Here is a 23,267-nt window from a genome sequence, read left to right as displayed (position 1 = left end):
TAGCCTGGGCTCATGACCTCGACCACCACCGAGCAGCTGCGCGCCCGCGTCGCCGAGCTCTTCCCGCAGCTTCGCACCGACCTGGAGAACCTCGTCCGCATTCCCAGCGTCTCCGCCTTTCCGGAGAACGCTGCTGAGCTGGACCATTCCGCCGCCGCGGTCGCGGACCTGCTGCGCGCCGCCGGGATGCCCGAGGTCGAGACCGTGACAGCCACGAACGCGACCGGTGAGGTCTCGCGCCCTGCGGTCATCGCCCGCCGTCCGGCCCCCGCCGGGGCTCCCACGGTGCTGCTCTACGCCCACCACGATGTCCAGCCTCCGGGCTCGCCTGCCGCCTGGGCCAGCGACCCCTTCGAACCCACCGAGCGTGATGGGCGTTTGTACGGCCGCGGCGCTGCGGACGACAAAGCCGGGATCATTGCCCATCTCGGAGCGCTGCGGGCGCTGGGGGAGGATCTCGGCGTGGGTGTGACCGTCTTCATCGAGGGCGAGGAGGAGGTCGGTTCTCCCGTCTTCGCGGACTTCCTCCGTGCTCATGCCGACAAGCTCGCTGCCGAGGTCATCGTGGTCGCTGACTCCACGAACTGGACCATCGGCACCCCGGCCCTGACCACCTCCTTGCGCGGCCTGGTGGACTGTGAGGTAGAGGTGCGGGTTCTTGACCACGCTCTCCATTCGGGCATGTACGGCGGCCCGATCCTCGACGCCGTGACCCTCGCCTCCCGCCTGATCGCGACCTTCCATGACGAGCACGGCGACGTCGCTGTCTCGGGCCTGGCCGGAAGCGCTCAGGCGGACGTCGACTACCCCGAGGCTGATCTGCGCCGTGACGCCGGCGTCGTCGAGGGATACGAGCTCGCGGGCACGGCGCCGCTGGCCGCGAGGCTGTGGCGCCAGCCGGCACTGTCGATCATCGGCTTCGACGCCACCTCGGTGGCGCGGGCCTCGAACACGCTCGCGCCGGCGGCGCGGTTCAAGGTCTCTCTCCGGGTCGCTCCGGGGCAGCGCCCGGAGGAGGCCGAGCACGCACTCCACGAGCACATCCGCGCTCACGCACCTTTCGGTGCGCAGGTCACGATCACCGCCGGTGAGCGTGGCCAGTCCTTCGACGGCGCGGGCGAGTCAGAGGCCACGGCCGCCGCGCGCTGGGCGCTGGCCGAAGCCTGGGGGAGCGCCGCCGTCGACATCGGCGTGGGCGGATCGATCCCCTTCATCGCTGACCTCACTGAGGTCTTCCCTCAGGCGACGGTGCTGGTCACCGGCGTGGAGGACCCGGACAGCCGCGCGCACAGCGAGAACGAGTCGGTTCACCTCGGTGAGCTGGAGAAAGCGGTGCTCGCCGAAGCGCTGCTGCTCGCCCGCCTCGCAGGCGCGTCGTAGCACCCGGTAGCCCAGGACTCCTATGAGATGGACAGGATCACGCACGCGCCAGGTGGCAGTGACGGCGAGCTTCCTGATCTGCGTGCTCGGCGCGATCAGCGGAGCCGGGTTGCTCGGCCTCGTGCCGGTCTCGGACGCGGCCGGGGGCCTGCTCTCCCCGGAGAGCACGCAGCTCGCGCCGGCCTCGCCCGCGTTCTCGGTGTGGAGCCTGATCTACGTGGCGTTGGGCGCGTACACGATCTGGCAGTGGTGGGACCACTCCGATCCGCGAGCTCTGGGATGGCCCCTCGCGGCCTCGATGCTGCTCAACGCCGTGTGGATCGTCACCGTCCAGGCCGGGCTCATCCGAGTGAGCGTGCTGGTCATCGCGGCGCTCCTGGCAGTGCTCGTGGTGGTCTTTCGCCGCTGTCTCCGTGCCCGGCCGCGTAGCGTGGTGGAGGCAGCCGTCGCCGATGGCGCAGCCGGCCTTTATCTGGGATGGGTGATCATCGCACTGAGTGCGAACCTGGCTGCGGCGGTGGCCGGGAGCGGAGGAGAGGGAATCGCCCGATCGGCCATCTGGGCGACGGCGGCGCTGGCCGTTATCGCACTTGCCGGAGTCGCCGTGGCCGTCCTCGGCCGTGGGCGGCTCACCGTCGCCGCGACCATGGCGTGGGGGTTGAGCTGGATCGCCGTCGCACGGGCCACGGGAGAGCCGGCATCGACCGTGACCGCGGTCGCCGCCGGAACAGCTGCCGCCGTGATCCTGCTCGCCACGGCCCTCGCACGGGTGCGAACTGAGCTGGGATCACCGCCTGCCGCCGCCTCCGAGGATGGCTGAGCCACCACCGGGTGGCGCGCTCACCCGCCCCCGCTCAGCGAGGATCGAAGCCCAGATCCTCCGGTGACAGCTCGTCCTCGGGCCCGTCCAGGACGACGATGTCGAAAGAGACCTCACCGCTGCCGGAGTCGACCTCGGTGACCGTCACGACCACCGGGAAGAAGGTCTCCGGAGCTTCCGGCGCGCGCAGCACGCACTCGATCTGGGCCTCGGCCTCAGCAGGGAGTGGTTCTTCGCAGGTCACCGTGGGCACCACGCCGTACTCGCTGGCCAGCGCACCCTCGATCTGACTCTCCAGCTCGTCGGCCGGAACCGGCCCCAGCGGGTTGCAGGCAGCAGCGGCCGCCGCGGCCACCATGGCCGCAGCGGTGCGGCGCAGCATTCGGCGCGGAGAGCGAGGCATCAAGCGAGACATCGAGGCCGATCGTGCCACAGAACCGGCGGACCTGTCCCTCGGATGGCCTGGTCGCTGGGAGGATGAAGCAGTGCGCGTCCTCCTAGCCCCAGACCGATTCTCCGGCACGCTTGACGCCGTTCAAGCGGCACGAGCGCTCGCCGAGGGGTGGAGACAGACCGCACCTCAGGACGAGATCAGCGTCGCGGCGATGTCCGACGGCGCTGCGGGCTTGCTCGATGCCGTCCACGCTGCCGTGGGCGGGGAGCTGATTCCGGTCCGGGCCAGCGGTCCGCTCGGCGAGCAGACGGCGGCCGCCGTCCTGCACGTGGCACCGACCGCACCTCAGGACGGCGCGGGAACCGCCTACGTGGAGGCGGGCCAGGTCCTGGGAACCCAGCTTCTCGAGGAGGCTCAGCGGCGCGAGGCCTTCGATCACGGCAGCAGCGCGTGCCTGGCCTCCTTGCTGGAGGCGGCGCTGGACACCGGGGCCTCACGGCTGGTGATCGGCCTGCCCGCCATGAGTTCCGTGCACGACGGTGGCCGGGGCCTTCTGGAAGCCTGGGGCGGCTTGACACAGGCCAGGGAGCGCTTGGCTGGGCGCGACGTGGTCCTCGCCCTCGCCGACGACATCCCCTTGCTCGGTCTGCACGGGGCCGGTGTCGCCTCTGGCGAGCTGTCCGTGATCGGGCCGGAGCGGGCCCAGCAGCGCGAGCGCGAGCTGGCGTCCTGGGCGGCCGATCGCGAACGTGAGGCTCAGCATGTCAGCACGCGGCGTCACCTGCTGGGCAGTCCTGTGCCGGGAGTGCCGGGCGAGCGCCTCGCAACCTCCGCCGGCACCGGCGCCGGCGGGGGAGTGGCCTTCGCGCTCCGTCTGGCGGGTGCCCGCGCCCTGCCCGGCGCCGATGTCGTGGCCGCCGCCGTCGAGCTGCGCCGCCTCGTCGAGGGGAGCGACCTGGTCCTCACCGGTGGCGCCGTCCTCGATGTGCGGGCCCTGGCGGACTCGGTGACGGCCACCGTGGCCCGCACCGCGCTGCCACTGGCGATACCGGTGGTGGTGCTGGCCGAGGAACTGCACACCTCGCGCCGCGAGATCGCGCCGCTGGGGATCGCCGGTGCCTACGAGGTGCAGGAGCGCCGCCGCAGTGGCCCGAGCCCGGCCGAGGGTCCGGGGCGGGCGGGCGCCGACCCACGCGGCGCACTCAGCGAGCGTGCTGCGCGGCTGGCGCGTACCTGGTCGCATTAGCCCCCACGGTCCCGCGCTGGCGTCGTGGAGCGCGTACATTGGAGCCCGGAACAATCGGCCCGGGCGTGATGTTGCCCTGGTACACCACGGGACGCAGCCCGCCGCGGCCCGGCACCTGAGAGACGCAGGAGAATCCCATGACCGAGACTGCTGAGCAGACCACCACCCACGGGGTCGTCCTCACCGACGTCGCCGCCAACAAGGTTCGCACCCTGCTGGAGCAGGAAGGCCGCGATGATCTGCGGTTGCGTGTGGCCGTGCAGCCCGGCGGCTGTTCCGGTCTGATCTACCAGCTCTACTTCGACGAGCGTTTCCTCGACGGTGATGTCGCACGCGACTTCGACGGCGTTGAGGTGATCGTGGACAAGATGTCGGTGCCGTACCTCGAAGGCGCCACCATCGACTTCTCCGACACCATCGAGAAGCAGGGGTTCACCATCGACAACCCGAACGCCGGCGGATCCTGCGCCTGCGGCGACTCCTTCCACTGACCGGCTGCCCTCGGCCCTCATACCTCGGTACGGCCTCGGCCCATGGGCCGAGGCCGTTGCCATGTTCGATTCGATCTGGAGTAGACCCACGTGCGTACCCGCCCCCGTTTTGCGCTCATGACCGCAGTGGCCGCAGCTGCCGCCCTCACTCTCGCCGCCTGCGAGGACGCCGGCCCTTCTGAGGCTGAAGACCCGGCGGCCGGCGAGGACTCCACCGGCGTCGAGTCGGGCGCTGGGGACGCCGGCGCGGGCGGCGAGTGCGTGCGCGCCGACCAGGAAGCCGAGGAGCCCGTAGACCCCGAGGAGGCCTACGCTCCGCCGGCGTCCTGGGACGACGCTGCTCCCGAGGTCGCGGCCGGATACGGAGATGATCCGCGCGTCGAGTTCGGCGATGCCGACGAGCCCGAAGGCCTGGTGGTCACAGTCCTCGAGGAGGGTGACGGACCGCTGGTCTACCCCGGCGACGAGGTGGTCATCGACTATCACGGCCAACAGTGGGGATCGGATGAGGTCTTCGATTCCTCCTTCGAACGGCCCGACCCAGCGGTCTTCCCGCTCGCCAATCTGATCGCCGGCTGGCAGGAAGGGCTCCCCGGGACCCATGCGGGGGACCGCGTGCTGCTCTCCGTCCCGGCCGACCTGGCCTATGGCGAGATCGCGGGCGATGACGGCATGACCGAGGACGGCCGGCCCGGCGGGACCCTGGCCTTCGTCATTGATGTCCACGGCAGCTTCGGCGCAGCCTCGGCCGGGCAGGCCGACGCCACCGAGACCGGCGAGGCCGAAGCTCTCCCCGTGGAGATCGAGGGTGCGCTCGGGGGGCCCACCTGCCTCACGGTGGACTCCGCGGCGGATCAGCCCGAGGAGCCCACGGCCACGGTGATCGCCGAAGGCTCCGGTGAGCCGCTGGAGGAGGGCGACAACGTCGTCCTGCATTTCACCGCCTCCACCTGGGACAACAGCATCGAGGAGTCCACCTGGGACGGCATGGGCGCTGAGACAGCCCCGGTCGGAGCAGGCGACCCGTTCACCGATCTGCTGCTCGGTGTGCCGAGCGGCTCCCGTGTGGTCCTTCTCATGCCTGCGCGCGAGCCCGGCGCCGAGGCGGGTTCACCGAGCGCTCAAGCCACGGCCTTCGTGGTGGACGTCGTGGGAGAGGTGCCGCAGCGCTGAGCACTGCGCTGTCCCCGCACAGTGCGAGCCGGAGTGAACTGTCAGCATCCGGCATCCGCGGCGCCACGGCCCGGTCACTTGGTGCTGACGGCGCGTCACGTCCATTAGGCTATGCCCAGCACTACAGAGCGTAGGAGGATCGATCCGTGCCATCCCCCGGCCGTACAAGGCGCCCGGCCCTGCGAGTCCTTGCCCTGATGGGCATGGTCGCGCTACTGGCCAGCGGCTGCGTCCCCGAACACCTCCGGCCCTCGGTAGGCCCGGGTAATGGTGTCGACGTCGGATTCCTGCCGTCGGAGCGAGGACTGACTGACCGCACCGACGCCATGATCGATCTGTGGACCGGGTCGTGGATCGCAGCGCTGATTGTCGGCGCCATCGTGTGGGGTCTGACGATCTGGTGCATCATCGCCTACCGCAAGCGCAAGAACGACAACCAGCTTCCGGTGCAGCTGCGCTATCACGTGCCTGCCGAACTGCTCTACACGCTGCTCCCGATCGTGATGGTCGGGGTGCTCTTCTACTACTCCACCTCGGTGACCCACAGCTTCAACCGGGTGGGAGACACCCAGGCACAGGGCGTGGATGCCATCAACCACACCGTGGTGTCCTCCGAGGAGACCGACGCCGATCTCGCGATCGAGGTCTATGGCAAGCAGTGGAGCTGGGACTTCAACTATCTCGACGACGACGTGTACTTCTCCGGTGGTCGTGTGCAGCTCACCGGTGAGGAAGGGGTGGAGGAGACACTCCCCACGCTGTACCTGCCGGTGGGGGAGACGGTGACCTTCACGCTGCACTCACGTGACGTGATGCACTCCTTCTGGATCCCGGCCTTCCTCTATAAGCTCGACATGCTCCCGGGCCGCGTGAACACCTTCCAGCTCACTCCGCAGGTCGAGGGCGTCTACGCCGGCAAGTGCGCCGAGCTGTGCGGGGAGTACCACTCCGAGATGCTGTTCAACGTCGCCGTCGTCGACCGCGAGACCTACGACGCCCACATGCAGGAGTTGCGCGATGCCGGCCAGACCGGGCGCCTGGGCGACGAGCTCAACCGGCAGTACGCGCTGACGCAGGAGGAGAACTGATGGCCGGCACCACCGCGCTGCAGCCGGAGACCGTGCGGGGGCTGGCGCCGAACCGCCAGAGTCTGGGGTCGCAGGTCATCTCCTGGATGACCTCTACCGATCACAAGGTGATCGGCAAGCTCTACCTGGTCTCCTCCTTCCTCTTCTTCATGATCGGTGGCGTGCTGGCGCTGCTCATGCGCGCCGAGCTCTGGGAGCCAGGGCTGCTCCTGCAGTCGCGCGAGCAGTACAACCAGTTCTTCACCATGCACGGCACGATCATGATGCTGCTCTTCGCGACGCCGCTGTTCTCCGCCTTCGCGAACGCGCTCCTGCCGATCCAGATCGGTGCTCCGGACGTGGCCTTCCCGCGGCTCAACATGCTGTCCTTCTGGCTGTTCTCCTTCGGTGGACTGCTCGTGATCGCCGGCTTCCTCACCCCCCAGGGCGCAGCAAGCTTCGGCTGGACGGCGTATCAACCGCTGGCCAACGCCGTCTTCTCCCCGGGGTTGGGCTCCGACCTCTGGGTGATGGGCTTGGCGATGACCGGATTCGCCACCATCTTCGGCACGGTCAACTTCGTCACCACGATTATCTGCATGCGCGCGCCCGGCATGACGATGTTCCGGATGCCGATCTTCTCCTGGAACGTGCTGGTCACCTCGATCCTGGCGCTGATGGCCTTTCCGGTGCTGGCCGCCGCTCTGTTCGGCATGACCATGGACCGGGTGCTCGGGGGGCACATCTTCAACCCCGAGTTCGGTGGTGCCCTGCTGTGGCAGCACCTGTTCTGGTTCTTCGGTCACCCCGAGGTCTACATCGTGGCGCTGCCCTTCTTCGGCATCGTCTCGGAGATCATCCCGGTGTTCTCGCGCAAGCCGATCTTCGGCTACAAGTCGCTGGTGTTCGCGACCATCGCGATCGCTGCGCTGTCCGTGACGGTCTGGGCGCACCACATGTACACCACCGGTGGTGTGATGCTGGAGTTCTTCGCCTTGATGACCATGCTCATCGCGGTTCCGACCGGCGTGAAGTTCTTCAACTGGATCGGCACGATGTGGCGCGGGAAGATCACCTTCGAGACGCCCATGCTCTACAGCCTCGGCTTCCTGGTCACCTTCCTCTTCGGCGGCCTGACCGGCGTGATCCTCTCCGCCCCGGCCCTCGACATGCACCTGCACGACACCTACTTCGTGGTGGGCCACTTCCACTACGTCGTCTTCGGCACGGTCGTGTTCGCGATGTATGCCGGCTTCTTCTTCTGGTGGCCCAAGTGGACCGGGAAGATGCTCGACGAGCGGCTCGGCAAGATCCAGTTCTGGATCCTCTTCGTTGGTTTCCACATGACCTTCCTGGTCCAGCACTGGCTGGGTGTGCAGGGGATGCCGCGACGCTACGCGGACTACATGCCGGAAGACGGATTCACGTTCTACAACCAGATCTCCACGGTGGGCGCGGTGCTGATCGCCATTTCCACACTGCCCTTCCTGTGGAACGTGTACAAGACCGCACGCGGCCCACGCACCGTCTTCGTCGACGACCCGTGGGGCTTCGGTAACTCCCTGGAGTGGGCCACCGGCTCTCCGGTGCCGCGCCACAACTTCACCACGCTGCCCCGGATCCGGTCTGAACGCCCGGCATTCGACCTGCACCACCCCGAGGTCGCGGCGATGGATCAAGCGGAGCCGAACGAGGACGTGCTCGATTCGATCTATGCCTCCGGCGATGTACAGGGCCGGGAACAGGTGCTGAACGACCGCACCGCCGATGGCGAAGGCCCGGATGGTCCGATCCGCGAGTTCGGCCCGGACCACGACACCGGCCCGGAGACGGAAGGGAACCGCTGATGTCGGACAAGCAGAAGGCTCACGCGCCGGCCTCGCCCCGCAGGCCGATGTTCGTCGAGACCATGACCTTCCTGGCCGGTGTGCCTTTCTTCGTCGCGGTGGGCATCGTCTACGGCTTCCTCTCCGGATGGGAGCCGGTGGGTACCACCTGTCTCATCCTGCTGGGCGGCCTCTTCGGCATGGCCGGGGGTTACCTCTACATCACCGCCAAGCGCATCGATGCTCGGCCGGAGGACGACCCTGAGGGGGAGATCCACCAGCGGGCCGGCGAATACGGCGAGTTCTCTCCGCACTCGTGGTGGCCGCTCGTCTGCGGGATCTCCGTGACCCTGATGTTCGGCGGGGTGCCCATCGGCTGGTGGCTGGTGGGGATCGGCGCCGTGATCGGTTTGATCGGGATCACCGGCCAGCTCTTCGAGAACTACCGCGGACAGCACGCGCACTGACGGCGCACCGAGCCGACGGCGCACCGAGCCTGCGGGGCTGCGCGCTCAGCCGGCGGGGGGAGACTCCTGCGACCGTGTCGCGCGGGCCGGTGTCGTGCGGGGGAGCCGTTGCGTGCCGAAGGGCCTCAGTCCTGCGTCGCGGTGACCCAGGCTTCCAGCCTCGCCTGGGCGGCGCCGCTGTCGACGGCCTCCGCTGCCAGTGCCAGGCCCGCACGTAGCCGCGCGGTGAGGTCCCCGTGGCCGGCGCCCGTCCCGGGGAGCGTGCCGTGAGCCACCAGGGCGGCGGCGGCATTGAGGAGCACCGTCTCACGAACCGGCGTGAGAGCGGTGGGTGAACCGGCGCCCTCGCCATGGAGCACGCGCCGGGCGATGTCCGCGTTGGCCCCGGCGTCACTGCCGCGGAGCGCGTCGACCGTGGTCGCCCTCAGGCCGAGGTCGGCCACCGCGTCGAGGCTGTGGGCCTCGAGCTTGCCCTCGCGGACTTCGATGACGTCATTGACTGCGGTGGCCGAAAGCTCATCGAGGCCATTGCGCCCACGGAAGACCAGCGCGCTGGTACCGCGGCGTGCGAGTACCCCGGCCACCAGGGGCATGGCGCGGTGCCGTGCCACGCCGATGGCGGTTGCACGGGGCCGGCCGGGATTGGTGAGCGGGCCGAGGAGGTTGAAGATCGTGCCGACGCCCAGTTCCTTCCGCACCGGCCCGGCATGCCGGAACGAAGGGTGGAAGACCATGGCGAAGCAGAAGGTGATCCCGGCCCGCTGGTAGACCTCGGCCACGCGGGCCGCAGGCAGATCCAGCGAGACGCCGAGCGCCTCGAGCACGTCCGCGCTACCGGAAGTGGAGCTCGCCGCCCGATTGCCGTGCTTGACCACGCCCAGCCCCGCCCCGGCAACGACCAACGAGGCCATGGTTGAGACGTTCACGGTGTTCATCCGGTCACCGCCGGTACCGACGACGTCGACCGCGCCAGTCCCGTCTGCGCGGAAGGGCTCAGCGTGCGCGAGCATCTCCTCGGCGATGCCAGCGAGCTCTGCGGTGGTCTCACCCTTGGCGGCGAGGCCCAGGAGCATGCCGCCGAGGACGGCCGGTGAGGCGTGACCGGTCATCACCTGGCGCATCGCCCACGCGGTCTGTTCAGCGGAGAGATCGCGCTGATCGGCGATCAGGCCGAGGAGATCAGGCCAGGTGAGCTGGGGAGCGGTGGGCTCCTCAGTCACGCGTGATCACCGGTGGTCAGCGCCACCGAGGAGACCCGGTCGGCCTCGGCGCCCTCGCGCAGGAGCGCGGCGACGGCTTCCTGGAGCGCCATCGGGTCGTAGGGCGCTGGAACGACCGCGTCGGCGTCGGACCAGGTGGCGAGCCAGCGATCCTCCGGGCGGCCGGTCAGGACCAGCACCGGCGGTGCGTCGAAGATCTCGGTCTTGATCTGGCGTGCCAGTGCCATCCCACCGGTCTTCGCCGCCTCGGCGTCGAGTACGACGAGAGCGAAGTCACCGGCGGCGATCTTCGTCATCGCGCCCACACCCGTGGCGGCTTCGGTCCAGCGCACCGTGGGCAAGCCCTTGCCCGGACGGCGCCCGACGGCGTCGATCACGTGACGGCGCGTGGTGGAATCATCGCTGTACAGCAGCAGATCCACGGCAGTCTCGGCGGCGGCGTTCGAGGTCATGACAGCTCCTGACGGTTCCTACGGATGTGGTGCTCTGACCAGTTTAGATGTGGTCCTGACCTCATCGATCCACGACACTGCGTAGTGGATTGGCATTTGAGGGGTAGAACTAGGCAATAATGACGGGGTGTCGTCAACTAGCTCTGTCGCCCCCGCTGGGTCGGTGTCCGTCAAGCGCCCCAACATGCTCACCGTCGGCGTCATCGTCTGGCTGGCCAGTGAGCTCATGTTCTTCGCTGGGCTCTTCGCCATGTACTTCACGCACCGGTCGGTGGCCGGGCCGGAGGCGTGGACGGAACAGACCGCTGTCCTGAACTTCCCCTTCGCGCTCGCCATCTGCGTGATCCTGGTGAGCTCCTCGTTCACCTGCCAGATGGGGGTGTTCGCCGCCGAGCGCTTCCAGGCCTGGCGCACCGGGCCGATCTGGAACCTCCGTCGGTGGGGTCTGGTGGAGTGGTACGTGCTGACCTTCATCCTCGGCGCGGTCTTCGTGGCCGGTCAGGCCACGGAGTACGCGGAGCTGATCCAGCACGGGTTGACCGTCGGAGCCTCCACGTACGGATCGGTCTTCTACATCCTGACCGGCTTCCACGCGCTGCACGTCATCGGCGGGCTGATCGCCTTCCTGTACGTTCTCGCTTCCACCTTCGCCTCCAAGCGCTTCGGTCACCTCGAGGCCGGTCGCGCGGTGGTGACCTCCTACTACTGGCACTTCGTCGACGTGGTCTGGATCGGACTGTTCATCTTGATCTACGTCATTGACCACCTCTTCGTCCACGGCTGGTAAGCCGCACGCATCACCCACCCCGACTGATTCGAGGATGTCCAACGTGAAGGCACTCGCCGCAGGGAGAAGGCACCGGGCCGCACCGGTGATCCTGGTCCTGCTCGCCCTGATCCTGACCGGTGCGCTGTACGCAACCGTCTCGCCCTCTCAGGCGACCGCGCAGTCCGGAGACTCCGCTGAAGACATCGAGGCGGGTCGCACGCTCTTCCAGGCGAACTGCTCGACCTGTCACGGTATGAACGGTGAGGGCACTGACGCCGGGCCCTCGCTGGTCGGCGTCGGCGCGGCTTCGGTGGACTTCCAGGTCTCGACCGGCCGGATGCCGATGGCCATGTCTGGCCCTCAGGTCATGGAGCGCGCCCCGCAATTCGACCGGGAACAGGTCCACCAGATGGCCGCGTACGTGCACGCCCTGGGTCCTGGCCCCGCGATCCCGGCCGCCGAGGACGTGGACCCGGCCGGCGGTGACCCGGCCAACGGCATGGCCTTGTTCCGGACGAACTGCTCCATGTGCCACAACTCCGTCGGCGCCGGTGGCGCGCTGTCCGAAGGTCGGTGGGCGCCCGCGCTGCACGACTCGACGGGCACCGAGATCTGGGAGGCCATGCGCACCGGTCCGCAGAACATGCCGGTCTTCGCGGAGTCGAATATCGACAACCAGGGAACGCAAGACATCATCGCCTACCTCTACGAGGTTCGTGAGCCCACCCCGGGCGGGTTCGACCTGGGCTCGCTCGGCCCGGTCTCTGAGGGACTGTGGGCGTGGCTGGTCGGAATCGGCGGCTTGATCGTCGCCGCTGTGTGGATTGGAGCTAGGGCTTCGTGAGCAAGGACCAGCACACCGGGACCGAGGTCGCCCCGGAAGAAGCGCAGACCCCCGAGGTCTTCGAGAACCCCGGCATGGAGGAACACCGGGAGCGCCTTGCCGACGTCGATCCTCGCTCCGCCAAGCGCAACGAGCGGATCATCGTCCTGATCCTGGTGATCTCGGCCCTGGCCTCCATCGCCGGGATCGTCGCCTACGCGGTGATCCCGCTCGACGGCGAAAGCTCCTCCGTGCGTCAGTCCACGCTCTTCCTGGGTCTCGGCCTGGGGATCGGGCTGCTCGGCATCGGTGTGGCGGCCATCCACTGGGCCAAGACCCTGATGTCGAACGTCGAGTACATCGAGGAACGTCACCCCCAGCGCAGTGACGACGAGACCCGGGCCATCGCCGCCGACATGATGAAGGCTGGCGTCGAGGACTCCGGCATCGGCCGTCGCCCGGTACTCAAGGCCGCTTTGGGGGGCGCCGTCGTACTCGCCCCGCTGCCTGTAGTGGTCCCGCTGGTCGGGAACCTCGGCGGCGAGTGGAACATCGACGCCTACCGTCACACCATCTGGGGTGACACTCCCGAAGGCTTCGTGGGGACGCTCCCAGATGGCTCCGTGGGCAGGCGCCTCGCCCGCGACCCCGACGACACCCCGATCCGTGCCGCCGACGTGACCATCGGCTCCGCCTTCCACGTCATCCCTCACGGGATGAGTGAGGAAGAGGAGTACTACAACGAGAAGGCCAAGGCAGTGGTGTTGATGGTCCGCATGGACCCTGCCGACCTCCGTGAGCGGCCTGAACGCGAGAGCTGGTCCTACGACGGCATCGTGGCCTACTCCAAGGTCTGCACCCACGTGGGCTGCCCGGTGGCCCTCTACGAGCGGATGACCCACCACTTGCTCTGCCCCTGCCACCAGTCGACCTTCGACCTTGCCGATGAGGCCAAGGTGGTCTTCGGTCCGGCGGACCGGCCGCTCCCGCAGCTGCCGATCGCCGTTGACGACGAGGGCTACCTGGTGGCGACGTCCGACTTCCACGAGCCGGTTGGCCCGACCTATTGGGAGCGCTTGCAGTGAGCACCACCAAGACCAGCAACGACGCGCCCCCCACGGCCCAGCCGCGCGGGGAGTTCCAGCCCGGCAAGGTCGTCTCCGGAGGGGCCGACCTGCTCGACTCGCGGGTCGGCGTGGCCAAGGCCGTGCGCTACATGGCGCGCAAGATCTTCCCCGAGCACTGGTCCTTCCTGCTCGGCGAGATCGCGCTGTGGAGCTTCGTGGTCGTGGTCATCTCAGGAATCTTCCTGACGATGTTCTTCGACCCCTCCATGGCGCACGTGCACTACCCCGAGGACGCCCTCCCGGCGAGCCACCAGGGTGTGGAGATGTCCGCGGCCTACGCCTCGACGGTCTACATGTCCTGGGAGGTGCGCGGTGGCCTGCTGATGCGTCAGATGCACCACTGGGGCGCGCTGATCTTCGTCGCCGCCGTTGTGGTGCACATGTTCCGCGTGTTCTTCACCGGTGCCTTCCGCAAGCCGCGCGAGATCAACTGGCTTGTGGGCTTCGCGCTCATGATCCTGGCCCTGGCTGCCGGCTTCTCCGGCTACTCCCTGCCCGATGACGTGCTCTCCGGCAACGGCCTGCGCATCGCCGACGGCGTGGCCAAGTCGATCCCGGTGCTGGGCTCCTATGTGTCCTTGGGCCTGTTCGGCGGTGAGTTCCCCGGAACCGTGGTGATCCCGCGGTTGTTCACCGTGCACATCCTGATCGTTCCTGCCTTGATCGTGGCGTTGGTGACGGTGCACCTGCTGCTGATGGTGCTGCACAAGCACACCCAGTTCCCCGGCCCGGGCCGTACCGACAAGAACGTCGTCGGCTACCCCGCCTTCCCGGCCTACGCCGCGAAGATGGGCGGCTACTTCTTCATCGTCTTCGGTTTCATCGCCGTGATGGGCGCGACGATGTCGATCAACAACGTGTGGAACTACGGGCCCTACGACCCTTCACCCGTGGGCGCCGGCGCCCAGCCAGACTGGTACATCCTCTTCCTCGAGGGTGCATTGCGGATTATGCCCGGATGGGAGGTCGTGCTCTTCGACCGCTGGCCCCTGGCACTGAGCATCCTGATCCCCGGCGTGATCGTCCCGGGCATCATGTTCACCGTCCTGGCGCTCTATCCCTTCATCGAGCGAGCGGCCACCCGCGATCAGCGTGAGCACCACGTGCTGGACCGTCCACGGAACCGCCCGGTGCGGACCGCGCTCGGTGTGGCCTACCTGGGTGTCTTCGCCCTCTTGGTGCTCGCCGGGGCGAATGACCTGATCGCCACGCACTTCGCGCTGTCCCTGAACGACATCACCTGGGTGTTCCGAGTCGGATTCTTCGTCCTGCCGGTGGTGCTGTTCATGGTGACCAAGCGCATCTGCCTGGGTCTGCAGCGCCGCGATCGAGAGCTGGTCCTGCACGGGCACGAGACAGGCCGTGTGGTGCAACTCGCCAATGGTGAGTTCATGGAGGTGCACCGTCCGCTCGATGAGCACGAGCGCTGGGTGCTGGTCGCCCACGCGCCGGAGCGGCCCCTGGAGCCCGGCCCGGCCACGGACCGCCACGGTGTGGACCGCCCGGGATACAAGATCGACCGCGTCCGCGCCGCGATCTCTCGCTTCTTCTACGAAGACCGGGTCGAGCCGGTGTCGCCCAGTGAGGTCGAGGCAGCACACCACGACCACGAGGAGCCCACAGAGATCGCTGCTGAGGGCCCGGTGGTCGAGAGTGTGCACGGGGGCGCCATCGAGATCAACCAGGGCATCCCCGTCGAGGAGCCGCACGACGACCAACCGGGACGCTCTGCCGGCGGTGGCTCAGCAGCCACGCTGGCCCGCAGCGAGCAGGATCGTCTTGCCGAGCAGGCGAGAGAGCAGGACCCCGAACAGCAGTAGTCCTCAGGGCTGCGCAGCGGAGAACGCGGGCCCGGAACCGGCACCAGTGCCGGTTCCGGGCCCGTGGTGTTTCTCGCTGTCACCTTTCCGGCCGATTCTGGGCAGGCGGGAACAATGGCGCCCGCGTTAGGTTGGACTCTGTGAGAGGCTCGCAGCCCGTCTGGGCGATGCGGGCCAACCGCTACGCCGAGAACGCGGCTCAAGCCGCAGGAGGAGAAGACATGGCTGTCTACACACTGCCGGAACTCCCGTACGACTACAGCGCCCTGGAGCCGCACATCAGCGGCAAGATCATGGAGCTGCACCACTCCAAGCACCACAACACCTACGTCCAGGGCGCGAACTCCGCCCTGGAGAAGCTGGCCGAGGCTCGCGAGAGCGGCGACTTCGCCACCGTTCCGCAGCTGGAGAAGGCGCTGGCCTTCAACCTCGGCGGGCACCTGAACCACAGCATCTTCTGGCACAACCTCTCCCCGGAGGGTGGCGGCGAGCCCGAGGGCGAGATCGCGGAGGCGATCAAGGACTCCTTCGGTTCCTTCGAGCGTTTCAAGAACCACTTCACCGCCACCGCGACCTCCCTGATGGGCTCGGGATGGGCCGTGCTGGCCTACGAGTCCGTCAGTGGCAAGCTCGTGGTCTTCCAGATGTACGACCAGCAGAACAACGTGCCGGTCGGCACCATCCCGCTGCTCCAGCTGGACATGTGGGAGCACGCCTTCTACCTCGACTACCTCAACGTCAAGGCGGAGTACGTGAAGGCCTTCTGGAACATCGTGAACTGGCAGGACGCGGCCAAGCGTCTCGCGGCGGCCACCTCGCAGGCTCCGGGTCTTATCGTTCCGTGAGCTGACGAGTTCGCGTAGCAGCCCATCGCGGCGCCTCGGACGGCTCAAGCCCCCGATCCTGGCATCACGGATCGGGGGCTTGTGCGTGCCGTGGCGAGGAGGGCGTGGCTGGCCAGCGTGTGGCTCTGGGCCCTAGCTGCCGGGAATAGCGTGCCGGCCGGCGCCATCGGTCGGGTAGGCGAGAGGATGCGGACCGGGGGAGACCTCGACCAGCCGCGTGCCCTCCTGCCAGAGCCAGTCGATCACGAGCTCGCTCTCCTGTACGGGCGCAGCGCCGCAGGCGAGTTCCGGTGCGGGCACGTGCTCCGCGGTCAGGCGCAAGGACTCGATGACCGGTACCGGGTCATGGCCCCGGGGGGCAACGGCAGTACCGGCGAGGCGGCCGTAGCGGATGATGGCCAGCTCCCAGCCACCAGCCTGGGCGCTCTGCGGGTTCGCAGTGCGCGGGCGAGCAGCGATGATCTGCGGGGTGGTCACCAGTGGCCGCAGCCGCTCACTCAGGCGCGCGGCACGCAGGAGGGCCGCAAGCCGGTCACGATCGACAGCGGCTTCCTCGTATCGCTGTTGGGCGGCCAGCCGGGCGATGCGTTCACGCAAAGCGCCCACCGCCGCATCAACCCTCCCGGTGAGCACCTCCGTGAGTCCGGTGAGTACTCCGGCGTACTCAACGTGACCTTGCGCGCCGGTGCACGGTGCTCCGCAGTGCCCCATCTCCGCCAGAGCGCAGGCCACGGCCTCGGGCGCCGCCGTGAGCGGGAGTCGGGCGGTACAGCGGCGTACCTGTGAGACCTGCTGGAGGGCCTCCATGGCGGCTGTGGCGGCCCGTCGTGAGGTGAAGGGTCCCAGTGCGTGGCCCATCGCTCCAGCGGGCAGCGCCCGCGCGATGGACAGCCGCGGGTAGGCCTCATCGGTGAGCCGGAGCCAGGGCCGTGTCTGCGGGCGACGTGAGCGCCGGTTGTACGGCGGATCGAGCTCGGCGATGAGCCGCAGCTCGCGTACCTGGGCTTCCAGCACCGTGGCGCAGGGAACGGGCCGCACCGCTGTGGCGATGTCGAGCATCTCGCCGATGCGTTTGCGCTTCTCGGAGGCGGTGAAGTAGGAGCGCACGCGGCGGCGCACGTTGGTGGCGGTGCCCACGTAGAGCACCTCGGCGCCCGGCCCTTCGAAGAGGTAGACGCCGGGGGAGGTCGGCAGCGTATCCGCCATGGTCGCCTTGCGGCGACGCCGGGCCGGAACTGGGTCCGTCGCGGTGCGCAGATCCTCCAGGTGCGTCACCCCGGCTGAGGCACCGCGGGCGAGCAGGCCGTGCAGCACATCGACCGTGGCGCGGGCATCGTCCAGGGCCCGGTGAGTGGGATCGACGTCGGCACGGAAGAACGCGGCCAGGGTGGCGAGCTTGTGGTTCGGGACTTCATCACGGGTGACGAAGCGCCGGCCCAGGGCAACGGTGTCGAGGATCTGAACCCGGGGCCAGTGGCGCCCGGTCTTGGCGGCCGCAGCCTTGAGGAAGCCGACGTCGAAGCCGGCATTGTGTGCCACGAGCACGGTGTGCGCGGGCGCGCCGGCACCCTCGTTCCCGGACAGATCAGGGGCGCCGACCTCGAGGCCGGCGAAGGCCAGGAAGGCCGGGAGGACCTCATCGATGGCTGGCGCGGTCGCCACCATGGCCTGAGTGATCCCGGTGAGAACGGTGATCTGCGGGGGAATGACCGAGCCCGGATCCACCAGGGTCTGGAACTCGCCCAGGACCTCACCGCCGCGCACCTTGACGGCTCCGATCTCCGTGATCTCCGCGGTGGCCGGTGCCGCCCCGGTGGTCTCGAGGTCGACGACCACGAAGGTGACGTCGCGCAGGGCGATCCCCACCTCGTCGAGGCCGAGCTGGACCGGGCGGGCGCGCCGCTGGGCCTCGAGGTCGGAGGCGCGGTCCAGGGCATCGAGGTGCAGGCGCCCGCCAGGTGCGGTGGCCAGGAAGGACGGTGCGCGCATAGTGCTCACCGTAAACGGCGCCACTGACACAACAGCGGACGAGCGCGCCGGGGGCGCACTCGTCCGCTGTGATCTCTCGCTGTGTGTCGGGAGGGGCCCTGACTAGCGGCCGTTGCGCTTCTGGGCAGCCTGGCTGTAGAAGTCCTCGATTGCGGGTGCGAAGTCCTTGAGCACCTCGGAACGCTTGACCTTCATCGAGGGGGTGAGGTAGCCGTTCTCCACGGTGAAATCCGTGGTGAGCACGGTGAAGTCCTTGATCTGCTCCGCTTTGGAGACCTTGCTGTTCGCCCGGTCCACGGCCATCTGCAGGTGTTCGCGGATCTTCGGGTCCTTGGCTGCTTGCTCGACCGTCATCTCGGGCATGTCGTGGTTCTTCAGCCAACCGGGCATCATCTCGGTGTCCAGGGTGACGAGCGCACCGATGAAGGGCTTGTTGTCACCGACCACCACGCACTGGGAGACCAGGGTGTAGGACCGCAAGGCGTCTTCCAGGGGCGCCGGCGCCACGTTCTTGCCGCCGGCGGTCACGATGATCTCCTTCTTGCGCCCGGTGATCTTGAGGAAGCCCTCGTCGTCCATCGAGCCGATGTCACCGGTGCGGAACCAGCCGTCCTCCAGAGCTTCCGCGCTGGCTTCGGCATTGTCGTGGTAGCCGCGGAAGACACCGATGCCCTTGACGAGGATCTCGCCGTCCTCGGCGATACGCGCCGAGGTACCGGGAAGGGGCTGTCCCACGGTGCCGATCTTGTTGTTGCCCGGGCGGTTCACGTGCGTGGGTGCACTGGTCTCGGTGAGGCCGTACCCCTCGAGCACGTTCAGGCCGGAAGCGCGGTAGAAGTGGGCGAGACGTTCCCCCAGGGGGGCGCCTCCGGAGACGGCGTAGCGAGCCTGGCCGCCGAGTGCGGCACGCAGCTTGGACAGCACCAGCTTGTCCGCCACCCGGTGCATGGCCTTCAGACGCGCCGAGGGGCCCTGCGGGGTGTCCAGTGCTCGCGAGTAGGAGATGCCGACCTTGGCGGACCAGCGGAAGATCTTCAGCTTCAGGCCGCCGCCGGTCTTCTGCTCCACCGAGTTGTAGACCTTCTCCCAGACCCGCGGCACCGAGAGGATGAAGGTGGGCTTGAAGGTGCCCAGATCGACCACGGCCTGCTTGACGTCCGCCGTGTGGCCCATGGGCTTGCCGGCCACGAGCACCAGGACCTCGACGAAGCGTGCGAAGACGTGCGCCAATGGCAGGAAGAGCAGCGTGCGGGCGCCCTCCTGCGCGAACACCTCGGAGATGTCCACCACGGCCTCGGCGGCCAGGCGCACGAAGTTCCCGTGGGTCAGCTCGACGCCCTTGGGGCGCCCGGTCGTGCCGGAGGTGTAGATGATGGTGGCGAGCGAGTCCAGGCCGATCGCCTGATGCCGCGCTGCGAGATCCTCATCAGAGACCTCCGCACCGAGCGCAGCGAGGGTGTCCAGGGCGCCACCGTCGATCTCCCAGACCTCGCCCAGCTCGGGAAGCCCGCCCTCGACCTCGCGGGCCGCCTCGATCACGGCAGCGAGTTCCGAAGTCTCCACCACGATCGCCTTGACCTTGGCGTCGGAGAGGATCCAGTGTGCCTGGTCGGGCGAGGAGGTCTCGTAGACGGGGACCGGGACCGCGCCGGCGTGCCACGCGGCCAGGTCGGTGAGCGTCCACTCCAGCCGGGTGCGCGACATGATGCCGACGCGATCCCCGGCGCCGACACCGGCGGCGATCAGACCCTTGGCGATGGCCTCGACGCGTGCCAGCGTCTGGGCGGCTGTGTGCGGCACCCAGGTCTCTCCGGCCTTTTCCTCGTAGAGGACGCGCTCGGGGTGTTCCTTGCCTTGCTCGAGAAGGTAGTCGGTGATGCTGCGGCCGGGGTCGAGGTCGAGAGAGGTGGGAACGTTGTAGGTGTCCATGATGTCGAGGCTCCATTGACTGTGATGCGAAGACTGAACGGCAGCGTACATTTCCCCGCTACTTGAGTAGTGCGCACCGCCACGGTACCCGGCACATTTGCCGGATTCCTCCAAGCGCGGGGGTGTTTGCGTGGGTTTTACCTCAGCATTAGACGACGGCACCGTTGCCGTCGTCCGAGCGGTGCGTGGGCAACTTCCACAGCAATACTCCCACCCCACACAGGGTGATGGCGCCCAGCGTCATCACCAGCAGGCGCGACGGGGAGGCGAAGACCACCAGGAGCAGTAGGCAGACCAGGGGCGCGACAGCGGCCACCCACCCGATGGCGAGCACTGGATCCGCTGCTGAGAGCTGCGCAGGCTCTTCCGGTTCGAACCCGTCGGCCTCCTCATCGGGCTCGCCGTAGTCGCGCGGGCCCCATTCGCGCGCACGGGCCGGTCCGGGCTGAGGGCGCGGCTTGCGGGGCTCCGGAAGGGGATCGCGGCTGGCGAGGTCCCCGAGGGACTCCAGGTCCTGCAGGTCAGCAGTGAGTTCCTTCCACCGGCGCGCGACATCCTCATCGTCGAGCCGAGGGCGACGTGGCGCCGGCCCGTCGGGCTCCGGGCCACCGGCCTCCGTGGCGCTGGCCTCCGGCGCGGGAGATTCCGGCGCCTGGGGCGGCTCATCCGGGTCGGCTGCCTCCTCAGGGCGGCCCTCGGCCCCCTCGCCGTCGCCGGTGCTGGTCATAGCGTCGAGCCTACGCGTCCACGCCTTCGCCGGGGCGCGAGGAGGGTGCGCATCGCCGTTAGGATCGGGGGGTCGTCCCACACCTGCCGAAAGGGTTCCCATGCCGGTCCGTCGCGTCGCCCTGCTCACCGCCGGTGGCTTTGCCCCCTGCCTGTCCTCCGCCGTCGGAGGACTGATCGAGCGCTACACCGATCTTGCTCCCGACGTGGAGATCATTGCGTACGAGCACGGGTACCACGGATTGCTGACCGGCACGAAGATCACGATCGATGCGCAGGCCCGGGCGAATGCCCACCTGTTGCACCGCTTCGGCGGCAGTCCGATCGGCAACTCGCGTGTCAAGCTCACGAACGCCGAGGACCTCCTCAAGCGCGGCCTGGTCAAGGAGGGCGAGAATCCGCTGACGGTGGCGGCCAAGCAGCTCCAGGCCGACGGCGTCGACGTGCTGCACACCATCGGTGGCGATGACACCAACACCACTGCTGCTGACCTGGCCGCCTACCTCGAAGAGAACGGCTACCACCTCACCGTGGTGGGTCTGCCCAAGACGATCGACAACGACATCATCCCGATCCGACAGTCCCTGGGTGCGTGGACGGCCGCCGAGGAAGCCGCCGGCTTCGCGCGGAACATCATCGGCGAGCACCGCGTCAACCCGCGCATGCTCATCGTCCACGAGGTCATGGGTCGCCACTGCGGGTGGTTGACCGCGGCCGCAGCGAGCTCGTACCGCACCTGGCTCGGCACCCAGGAGTGGGCGCCGAGCGTGGGCCTGTCGCAGGAACGCTGGGACATCCACGCGGTGTTCCTGCCGGAGATGAAGCTCGACATCGACGGTGAGGCCGAACGGCTGCGCGCGATCATGGACCGCCAGGGCAACGTCAACATCTTCCTCTCCGAGGGCGCCGGCGTCCCCGAGATCGTCGCCGAGCTCGAAGCCAAGGGCGAGGAGGTCCAGCGCGACCCCTTCGGTCACGTCAAGCTCGACACCATCAACCCCGGCGCGTGGTTCGCCAAGCAGTTCGCCGAGAAGATCGGCGCCGAGAAGGTCATGGTGCAGAAGTCTGGCTACTTCTCCCGCGCTGCGGCCGCCAACGCCCAGGATCTGCGGCTCATCCAGTCGATGACGGACCTCGCGGTGCAGTCCGCGCTCGAAGGCACCTCCGGTGTGATCGGTCACGACGAGGAGGACGAGGGCCGCCTCAAGGCGGTGCCCTTCCCGCGCATCGCGGGCGGAAAGGCCTTCGACATCAGCCAGGAGTGGTTCACCGAGATGATGACCACCATTGGCCAGTCCGTGGAACCGGCTCCCGCCGGCGCTCACTGAGGCCTATCCTGCCGCGGTGAGTATTGAGGCTTCCTCCAAGGTCCTGGCCGGTCTGCAGCAGTGGCGCGCGCTTGAGGCGCAGCAGCAGCCGTCCTGGCCAGACAGCGATGTGCTGCAAGAGGTCACCGGTGAACTGCGTACCCGCCCTCCGCTTGTCTTTGCCGGTGAGGCAGACAAGCTGACCGCTCAGCTTGCCGCGGCGGGCCGGGGCGAGGCCTTCCTGCTCCAGGGCGGTGACTGCGCGGAGACCTTCGCCGAATCGGACGCCGACCGGATCCGGAACAAGATCCGCACGATCCTGCAGATGGCGGCAGTCTTGACCTACGGCGCCTCGATGCCGGTGATCAAGATGGGGCGCATGGCCGGGCAGTACGCCAAGCCACGCAGTTCCGGCATGGAGACCCGCGATGGCCTGACGCTGCCCGTCTACCGCGGTGACGCCGTCAACGGTCACGCCTACACCGAGGAATCGCGTACCCCGGATCCGCGTCGGTTGCTGGAGGCCTACCACCGCTCGGCCACCACGATCAACCTGATCCGCGCCTTCACCGGCGGCGGTTTCGCGGACCTGCGCGAGGTGCACCAGTGGAACCGCGGCTTCATGGCCAACCCGGCCTACGCTCGCTACGAGGAACTCGCGGCCGAGATCGACCGCGCGATGCGTTTCATGCGTGCGTGCGGCGTGGACTTCGAGGCGCTGCGCACCACGGACTTCTTCACCTCCCACGAGGCGCTGTTGCTGGACTACGAGTCCTCCATGACGCGCATCGACTCCCGCAGCGGGCGGCCGTACAACACCTCGGCGCACTTCCTGTGGATCGGCGAGCGCACTCGTCAGCTCGAGGGCGCGCACGTGGATCTGCTCTCCCGGGTGTCCAACCCCATTGGGGTCAAGCTCGGGCCGGGAACGAGCGCTGCGGATGCGCTGGCGTTGGCGGAGCGGTTGAACCCGGAGAACACCCCTGGCCGCCTGACCTTCGTGACCCGCATGGGAGCCGGCAGGATCCGGGAGGTGCTGCCCCAGCTCGTCGAGGGTATCCACGCCGAGGGCTGTGAGGTCACCTGGGTCTGCGACCCGATGCACGGCAACACCTTCACCTCCGAGTCCGGCTACAAGACGCGTGACTTCGCCACGGTGATCAACGAGGTCCATGGTTTCTTCGAGGTCCACCAGAGTCTGGGCACTGTGCCGGGCGGATTGCACGTGGAGCTCACCGGCGATGATGTGACCGAGGTGCTCGGGGGTGCTGAGGAGGTCGACGACGCGGCGCTGGCGCGGCGCTACGAGACCCTGGTGGACCCGCGGTTGAACCATCAGCAGTCCCTGGAGATGGCCTTCGACGTCTCCGAGATGCTCCGCCGCCGCTAGCGGGGA

21 protein-coding genes are annotated in these 23,267 nt (G+C 68.3%); 15 read left to right on the top strand and 6 right to left on the bottom strand.

The genetic code is table 11. From position 1 onward, the window contains the following. Positions 1 to 12 precede the first annotated feature (12 nt). Positions 13 to 1,380 (top strand): dipeptidase, encoded by a 1,368-nt coding sequence (locus tag EDD31_RS00655; RefSeq protein WP_123302464.1) that lies wholly within the window; start codon positions 13 to 15, stop codon positions 1,378 to 1,380. A gap of 22 nt (positions 1,381 to 1,402) precedes the next feature. Beyond that, positions 1,403 to 2,200, top strand: coding sequence for a tryptophan-rich sensory protein (locus tag EDD31_RS00645; protein ID WP_170163135.1), 798 nt, complete (start codon positions 1,403 to 1,405; stop codon positions 2,198 to 2,200). A gap of 34 nt (positions 2,201 to 2,234) precedes the next feature. Here the strand turns inward: EDD31_RS00645 and EDD31_RS00640 are convergent, their stop codons facing one another. Next, on the bottom strand, positions 2,235 to 2,615 hold the full coding sequence (locus tag EDD31_RS00640; RefSeq protein WP_123304917.1) for a DUF4333 domain-containing protein: 381 nt from the start codon (positions 2,613 to 2,615) through the stop codon (positions 2,235 to 2,237). A 70-nt stretch (positions 2,616 to 2,685) separates the two neighbouring features. On the opposite strand from EDD31_RS00640, the gene EDD31_RS00635 reads away from it, so the two are divergent. The 6 genes from EDD31_RS00635 (at position 2,686) to EDD31_RS00610 (ending at position 8,864) form a co-directional block, all read left to right on the top strand. Then, a complete protein-coding gene (locus EDD31_RS00635; protein WP_170163134.1) occupies positions 2,686 to 3,840 on the top strand; it encodes a glycerate kinase in 1,155 nt (384 codons plus the stop codon). A gap of 137 nt (positions 3,841 to 3,977) precedes the next feature. Next, entirely contained in the window at positions 3,978 to 4,331 is a 354-nt protein-coding gene (locus EDD31_RS00630) for a HesB/IscA family protein (RefSeq protein ID WP_123302460.1), read from the top strand. A 90-nt stretch (positions 4,332 to 4,421) separates the two neighbouring features. Beyond that, positions 4,422 to 5,504, top strand: a complete 1,083-nt coding sequence (locus EDD31_RS00625; protein ID WP_148058824.1) for an FKBP-type peptidyl-prolyl cis-trans isomerase — start codon at positions 4,422 to 4,424, stop codon at positions 5,502 to 5,504. 197 nt (positions 5,505 to 5,701) lie between these two features. Then, positions 5,702 to 6,592 carry an aa3-type cytochrome oxidase subunit II gene (gene ctaC / locus EDD31_RS00620; RefSeq protein ID WP_211336138.1) on the top strand — a complete coding sequence of 297 codons (891 nt, stop codon included), beginning with the start codon at positions 5,702 to 5,704 and terminating at the stop codon, positions 6,590 to 6,592. Next, positions 6,592 to 8,418 (top strand): aa3-type cytochrome oxidase subunit I, encoded by a 1,827-nt coding sequence (ctaD, locus tag EDD31_RS00615; protein WP_123302458.1) that lies wholly within the window; start codon positions 6,592 to 6,594, stop codon positions 8,416 to 8,418. The genes ctaC and ctaD overlap by 1 nt, the downstream gene beginning before the upstream one ends. Beyond that, entirely contained in the window at positions 8,418 to 8,864 is a 447-nt protein-coding gene (locus tag EDD31_RS00610) for a cytochrome c oxidase subunit 4 (protein ID WP_245990696.1), read from the top strand. Before ctaD ends, EDD31_RS00610 begins: the two co-directional genes overlap by 1 nt. Positions 8,865 to 8,989: 125 nt before the next feature. Here EDD31_RS00610 and trpD read toward each other — a convergent pair whose 3' ends face one another. Both trpD and EDD31_RS00600 read right to left on the bottom strand, forming a co-directional pair. Beyond that, complete coding sequence (gene trpD, locus EDD31_RS00605; RefSeq protein WP_123302457.1) at positions 8,990 to 10,084, bottom strand: anthranilate phosphoribosyltransferase; 1,095 nt, start codon at positions 10,082 to 10,084, stop codon at positions 8,990 to 8,992. Continuing rightward, positions 10,081 to 10,536 (bottom strand): response regulator transcription factor, encoded by a 456-nt coding sequence (locus EDD31_RS00600; RefSeq protein ID WP_123302456.1) that lies wholly within the window; start codon positions 10,534 to 10,536, stop codon positions 10,081 to 10,083. The genes trpD and EDD31_RS00600 overlap by 4 nt, the downstream gene beginning before the upstream one ends. 163 nt (positions 10,537 to 10,699) lie before the next feature. Between EDD31_RS00600 and ctaE the strand changes: the two genes are divergently transcribed. The 5 genes from ctaE to EDD31_RS00575 all read left to right on the top strand — a co-directional run bounded on the left by ctaE (position 10,700) and on the right by EDD31_RS00575 (position 15,920). Further along, entirely contained in the window at positions 10,700 to 11,323 is a 624-nt protein-coding gene (gene ctaE, locus EDD31_RS00595) for an aa3-type cytochrome oxidase subunit III (protein ID WP_483964248.1), read from the top strand. A gap of 43 nt (positions 11,324 to 11,366) precedes the next feature. Then, a complete protein-coding gene (gene qcrC / locus EDD31_RS00590) occupies positions 11,367 to 12,149 on the top strand; it encodes a cytochrome bc1 complex diheme cytochrome c subunit (protein WP_123304908.1) in 783 nt (260 codons plus the stop codon). Then, positions 12,146 to 13,213, top strand: coding sequence for a cytochrome bc1 complex Rieske iron-sulfur subunit (gene qcrA, locus EDD31_RS00585; protein WP_342768002.1), 1,068 nt, complete (start codon positions 12,146 to 12,148; stop codon positions 13,211 to 13,213). Before qcrC ends, qcrA begins: the two co-directional genes overlap by 4 nt. Then, positions 13,210 to 15,075 carry a cytochrome bc1 complex cytochrome b subunit gene (gene qcrB, locus EDD31_RS00580; protein WP_425453678.1) on the top strand — a complete coding sequence of 622 codons (1,866 nt, stop codon included), beginning with the start codon at positions 13,210 to 13,212 and terminating at the stop codon, positions 15,073 to 15,075. The genes qcrA and qcrB overlap by 4 nt, the downstream gene beginning before the upstream one ends. A 221-nt stretch (positions 15,076 to 15,296) precedes the next feature. Next, positions 15,297 to 15,920, top strand: a complete 624-nt coding sequence (locus EDD31_RS00575) for a superoxide dismutase (protein WP_123302455.1) — start codon at positions 15,297 to 15,299, stop codon at positions 15,918 to 15,920. 132 nt (positions 15,921 to 16,052) lie between these two features. Here the strand turns inward: EDD31_RS00575 and EDD31_RS00570 are convergent, their stop codons facing one another. The 3 genes from EDD31_RS00570 to EDD31_RS00560 all read right to left on the bottom strand — a co-directional run bounded on the left by EDD31_RS00570 (position 16,053) and on the right by EDD31_RS00560 (position 20,565). Further along, the gene (locus EDD31_RS00570) at positions 16,053 to 17,909 is read right to left on the bottom strand and encodes a DEDD exonuclease domain-containing protein (protein ID WP_123302454.1); all 1,857 of its coding nucleotides are present in this window, start codon (positions 17,907 to 17,909) and stop codon (positions 16,053 to 16,055) included. A gap of 102 nt (positions 17,910 to 18,011) precedes the next feature. Beyond that, the gene (locus tag EDD31_RS00565; protein WP_123302453.1) at positions 18,012 to 19,838 is read right to left on the bottom strand and encodes an AMP-dependent synthetase/ligase; all 1,827 of its coding nucleotides are present in this window, start codon (positions 19,836 to 19,838) and stop codon (positions 18,012 to 18,014) included. 148 nt (positions 19,839 to 19,986) lie between these two features. Continuing rightward, positions 19,987 to 20,565 carry a hypothetical protein gene (locus tag EDD31_RS00560; protein ID WP_123302452.1) on the bottom strand — a complete coding sequence of 193 codons (579 nt, stop codon included), beginning with the start codon at positions 20,563 to 20,565 and terminating at the stop codon, positions 19,987 to 19,989. Between the two features lie 100 nt (positions 20,566 to 20,665). Between EDD31_RS00560 and EDD31_RS00555 the strand changes: the two genes are divergently transcribed. After that, complete coding sequence (locus EDD31_RS00555) at positions 20,666 to 21,892, top strand: pyrophosphate--fructose-6-phosphate 1-phosphotransferase (protein ID WP_123302451.1); 1,227 nt, start codon at positions 20,666 to 20,668, stop codon at positions 21,890 to 21,892. A 16-nt stretch (positions 21,893 to 21,908) separates the two neighbouring features. Further along, on the top strand, positions 21,909 to 23,261 hold the full coding sequence (locus EDD31_RS00550; protein WP_123304902.1) for a class II 3-deoxy-7-phosphoheptulonate synthase: 1,353 nt from the start codon (positions 21,909 to 21,911) through the stop codon (positions 23,259 to 23,261). The last annotated feature ends 6 nt before the right edge of the window (positions 23,262 to 23,267 follow it).

The sequence above is a fragment of the Bogoriella caseilytica genome (assembly GCF_003752405.1).
Lineage (GTDB): Bacteria > Actinomycetota > Actinomycetes > Actinomycetales > Actinomycetaceae > Allobogoriella > Allobogoriella caseilytica.
The sequence above is the reverse complement of the archived record's forward strand: the minus strand, read 5'-3'. Positions and strand labels throughout refer to the sequence as shown.

Coding starts and splice junctions, on each gene's coding strand:
- EDD31_RS00555 (WP_123302451.1), top strand. CDS start 20,666: ATGCCGGTCCGTCGCGTCGCCCTGCTCACCGCCGGTGGCTTTGCCCCC.
- ctaC (WP_211336138.1), top strand. CDS start 5,702: ATGGGCATGGTCGCGCTACTGGCCAGCGGCTGCGTCCCCGAACACCTC.
- EDD31_RS00560 (WP_123302452.1), bottom strand. CDS start 20,565: ATGACCAGCACCGGCGACGGCGAGGGGGCCGAGGGCCGCCCTGAGGAG.
- EDD31_RS00600 (WP_123302456.1), bottom strand. CDS start 10,536: ATGACCTCGAACGCCGCCGCCGAGACTGCCGTGGATCTGCTGCTGTAC.
- EDD31_RS00565 (WP_123302453.1), bottom strand. CDS start 19,838: ATGGACACCTACAACGTTCCCACCTCTCTCGACCTCGACCCCGGCCGC.
- EDD31_RS00655 (WP_123302464.1), top strand. CDS start 13: ATGACCTCGACCACCACCGAGCAGCTGCGCGCCCGCGTCGCCGAGCTC.
- ctaD (WP_123302458.1), top strand. CDS start 6,592: ATGGCCGGCACCACCGCGCTGCAGCCGGAGACCGTGCGGGGGCTGGCG.
- EDD31_RS00640 (WP_123304917.1), bottom strand. CDS start 2,615: ATGTCTCGCTTGATGCCTCGCTCTCCGCGCCGAATGCTGCGCCGCACC.
- EDD31_RS00610 (WP_245990696.1), top strand. CDS start 8,418: ATGTCGGACAAGCAGAAGGCTCACGCGCCGGCCTCGCCCCGCAGGCCG.
- EDD31_RS00575 (WP_123302455.1), top strand. CDS start 15,297: ATGGCTGTCTACACACTGCCGGAACTCCCGTACGACTACAGCGCCCTG.
- EDD31_RS00570 (WP_123302454.1), bottom strand. CDS start 17,909: ATGCGCGCACCGTCCTTCCTGGCCACCGCACCTGGCGGGCGCCTGCAC.
- EDD31_RS00630 (WP_123302460.1), top strand. CDS start 3,978: ATGACCGAGACTGCTGAGCAGACCACCACCCACGGGGTCGTCCTCACC.
- EDD31_RS00645 (WP_170163135.1), top strand. CDS start 1,403: ATGAGATGGACAGGATCACGCACGCGCCAGGTGGCAGTGACGGCGAGC.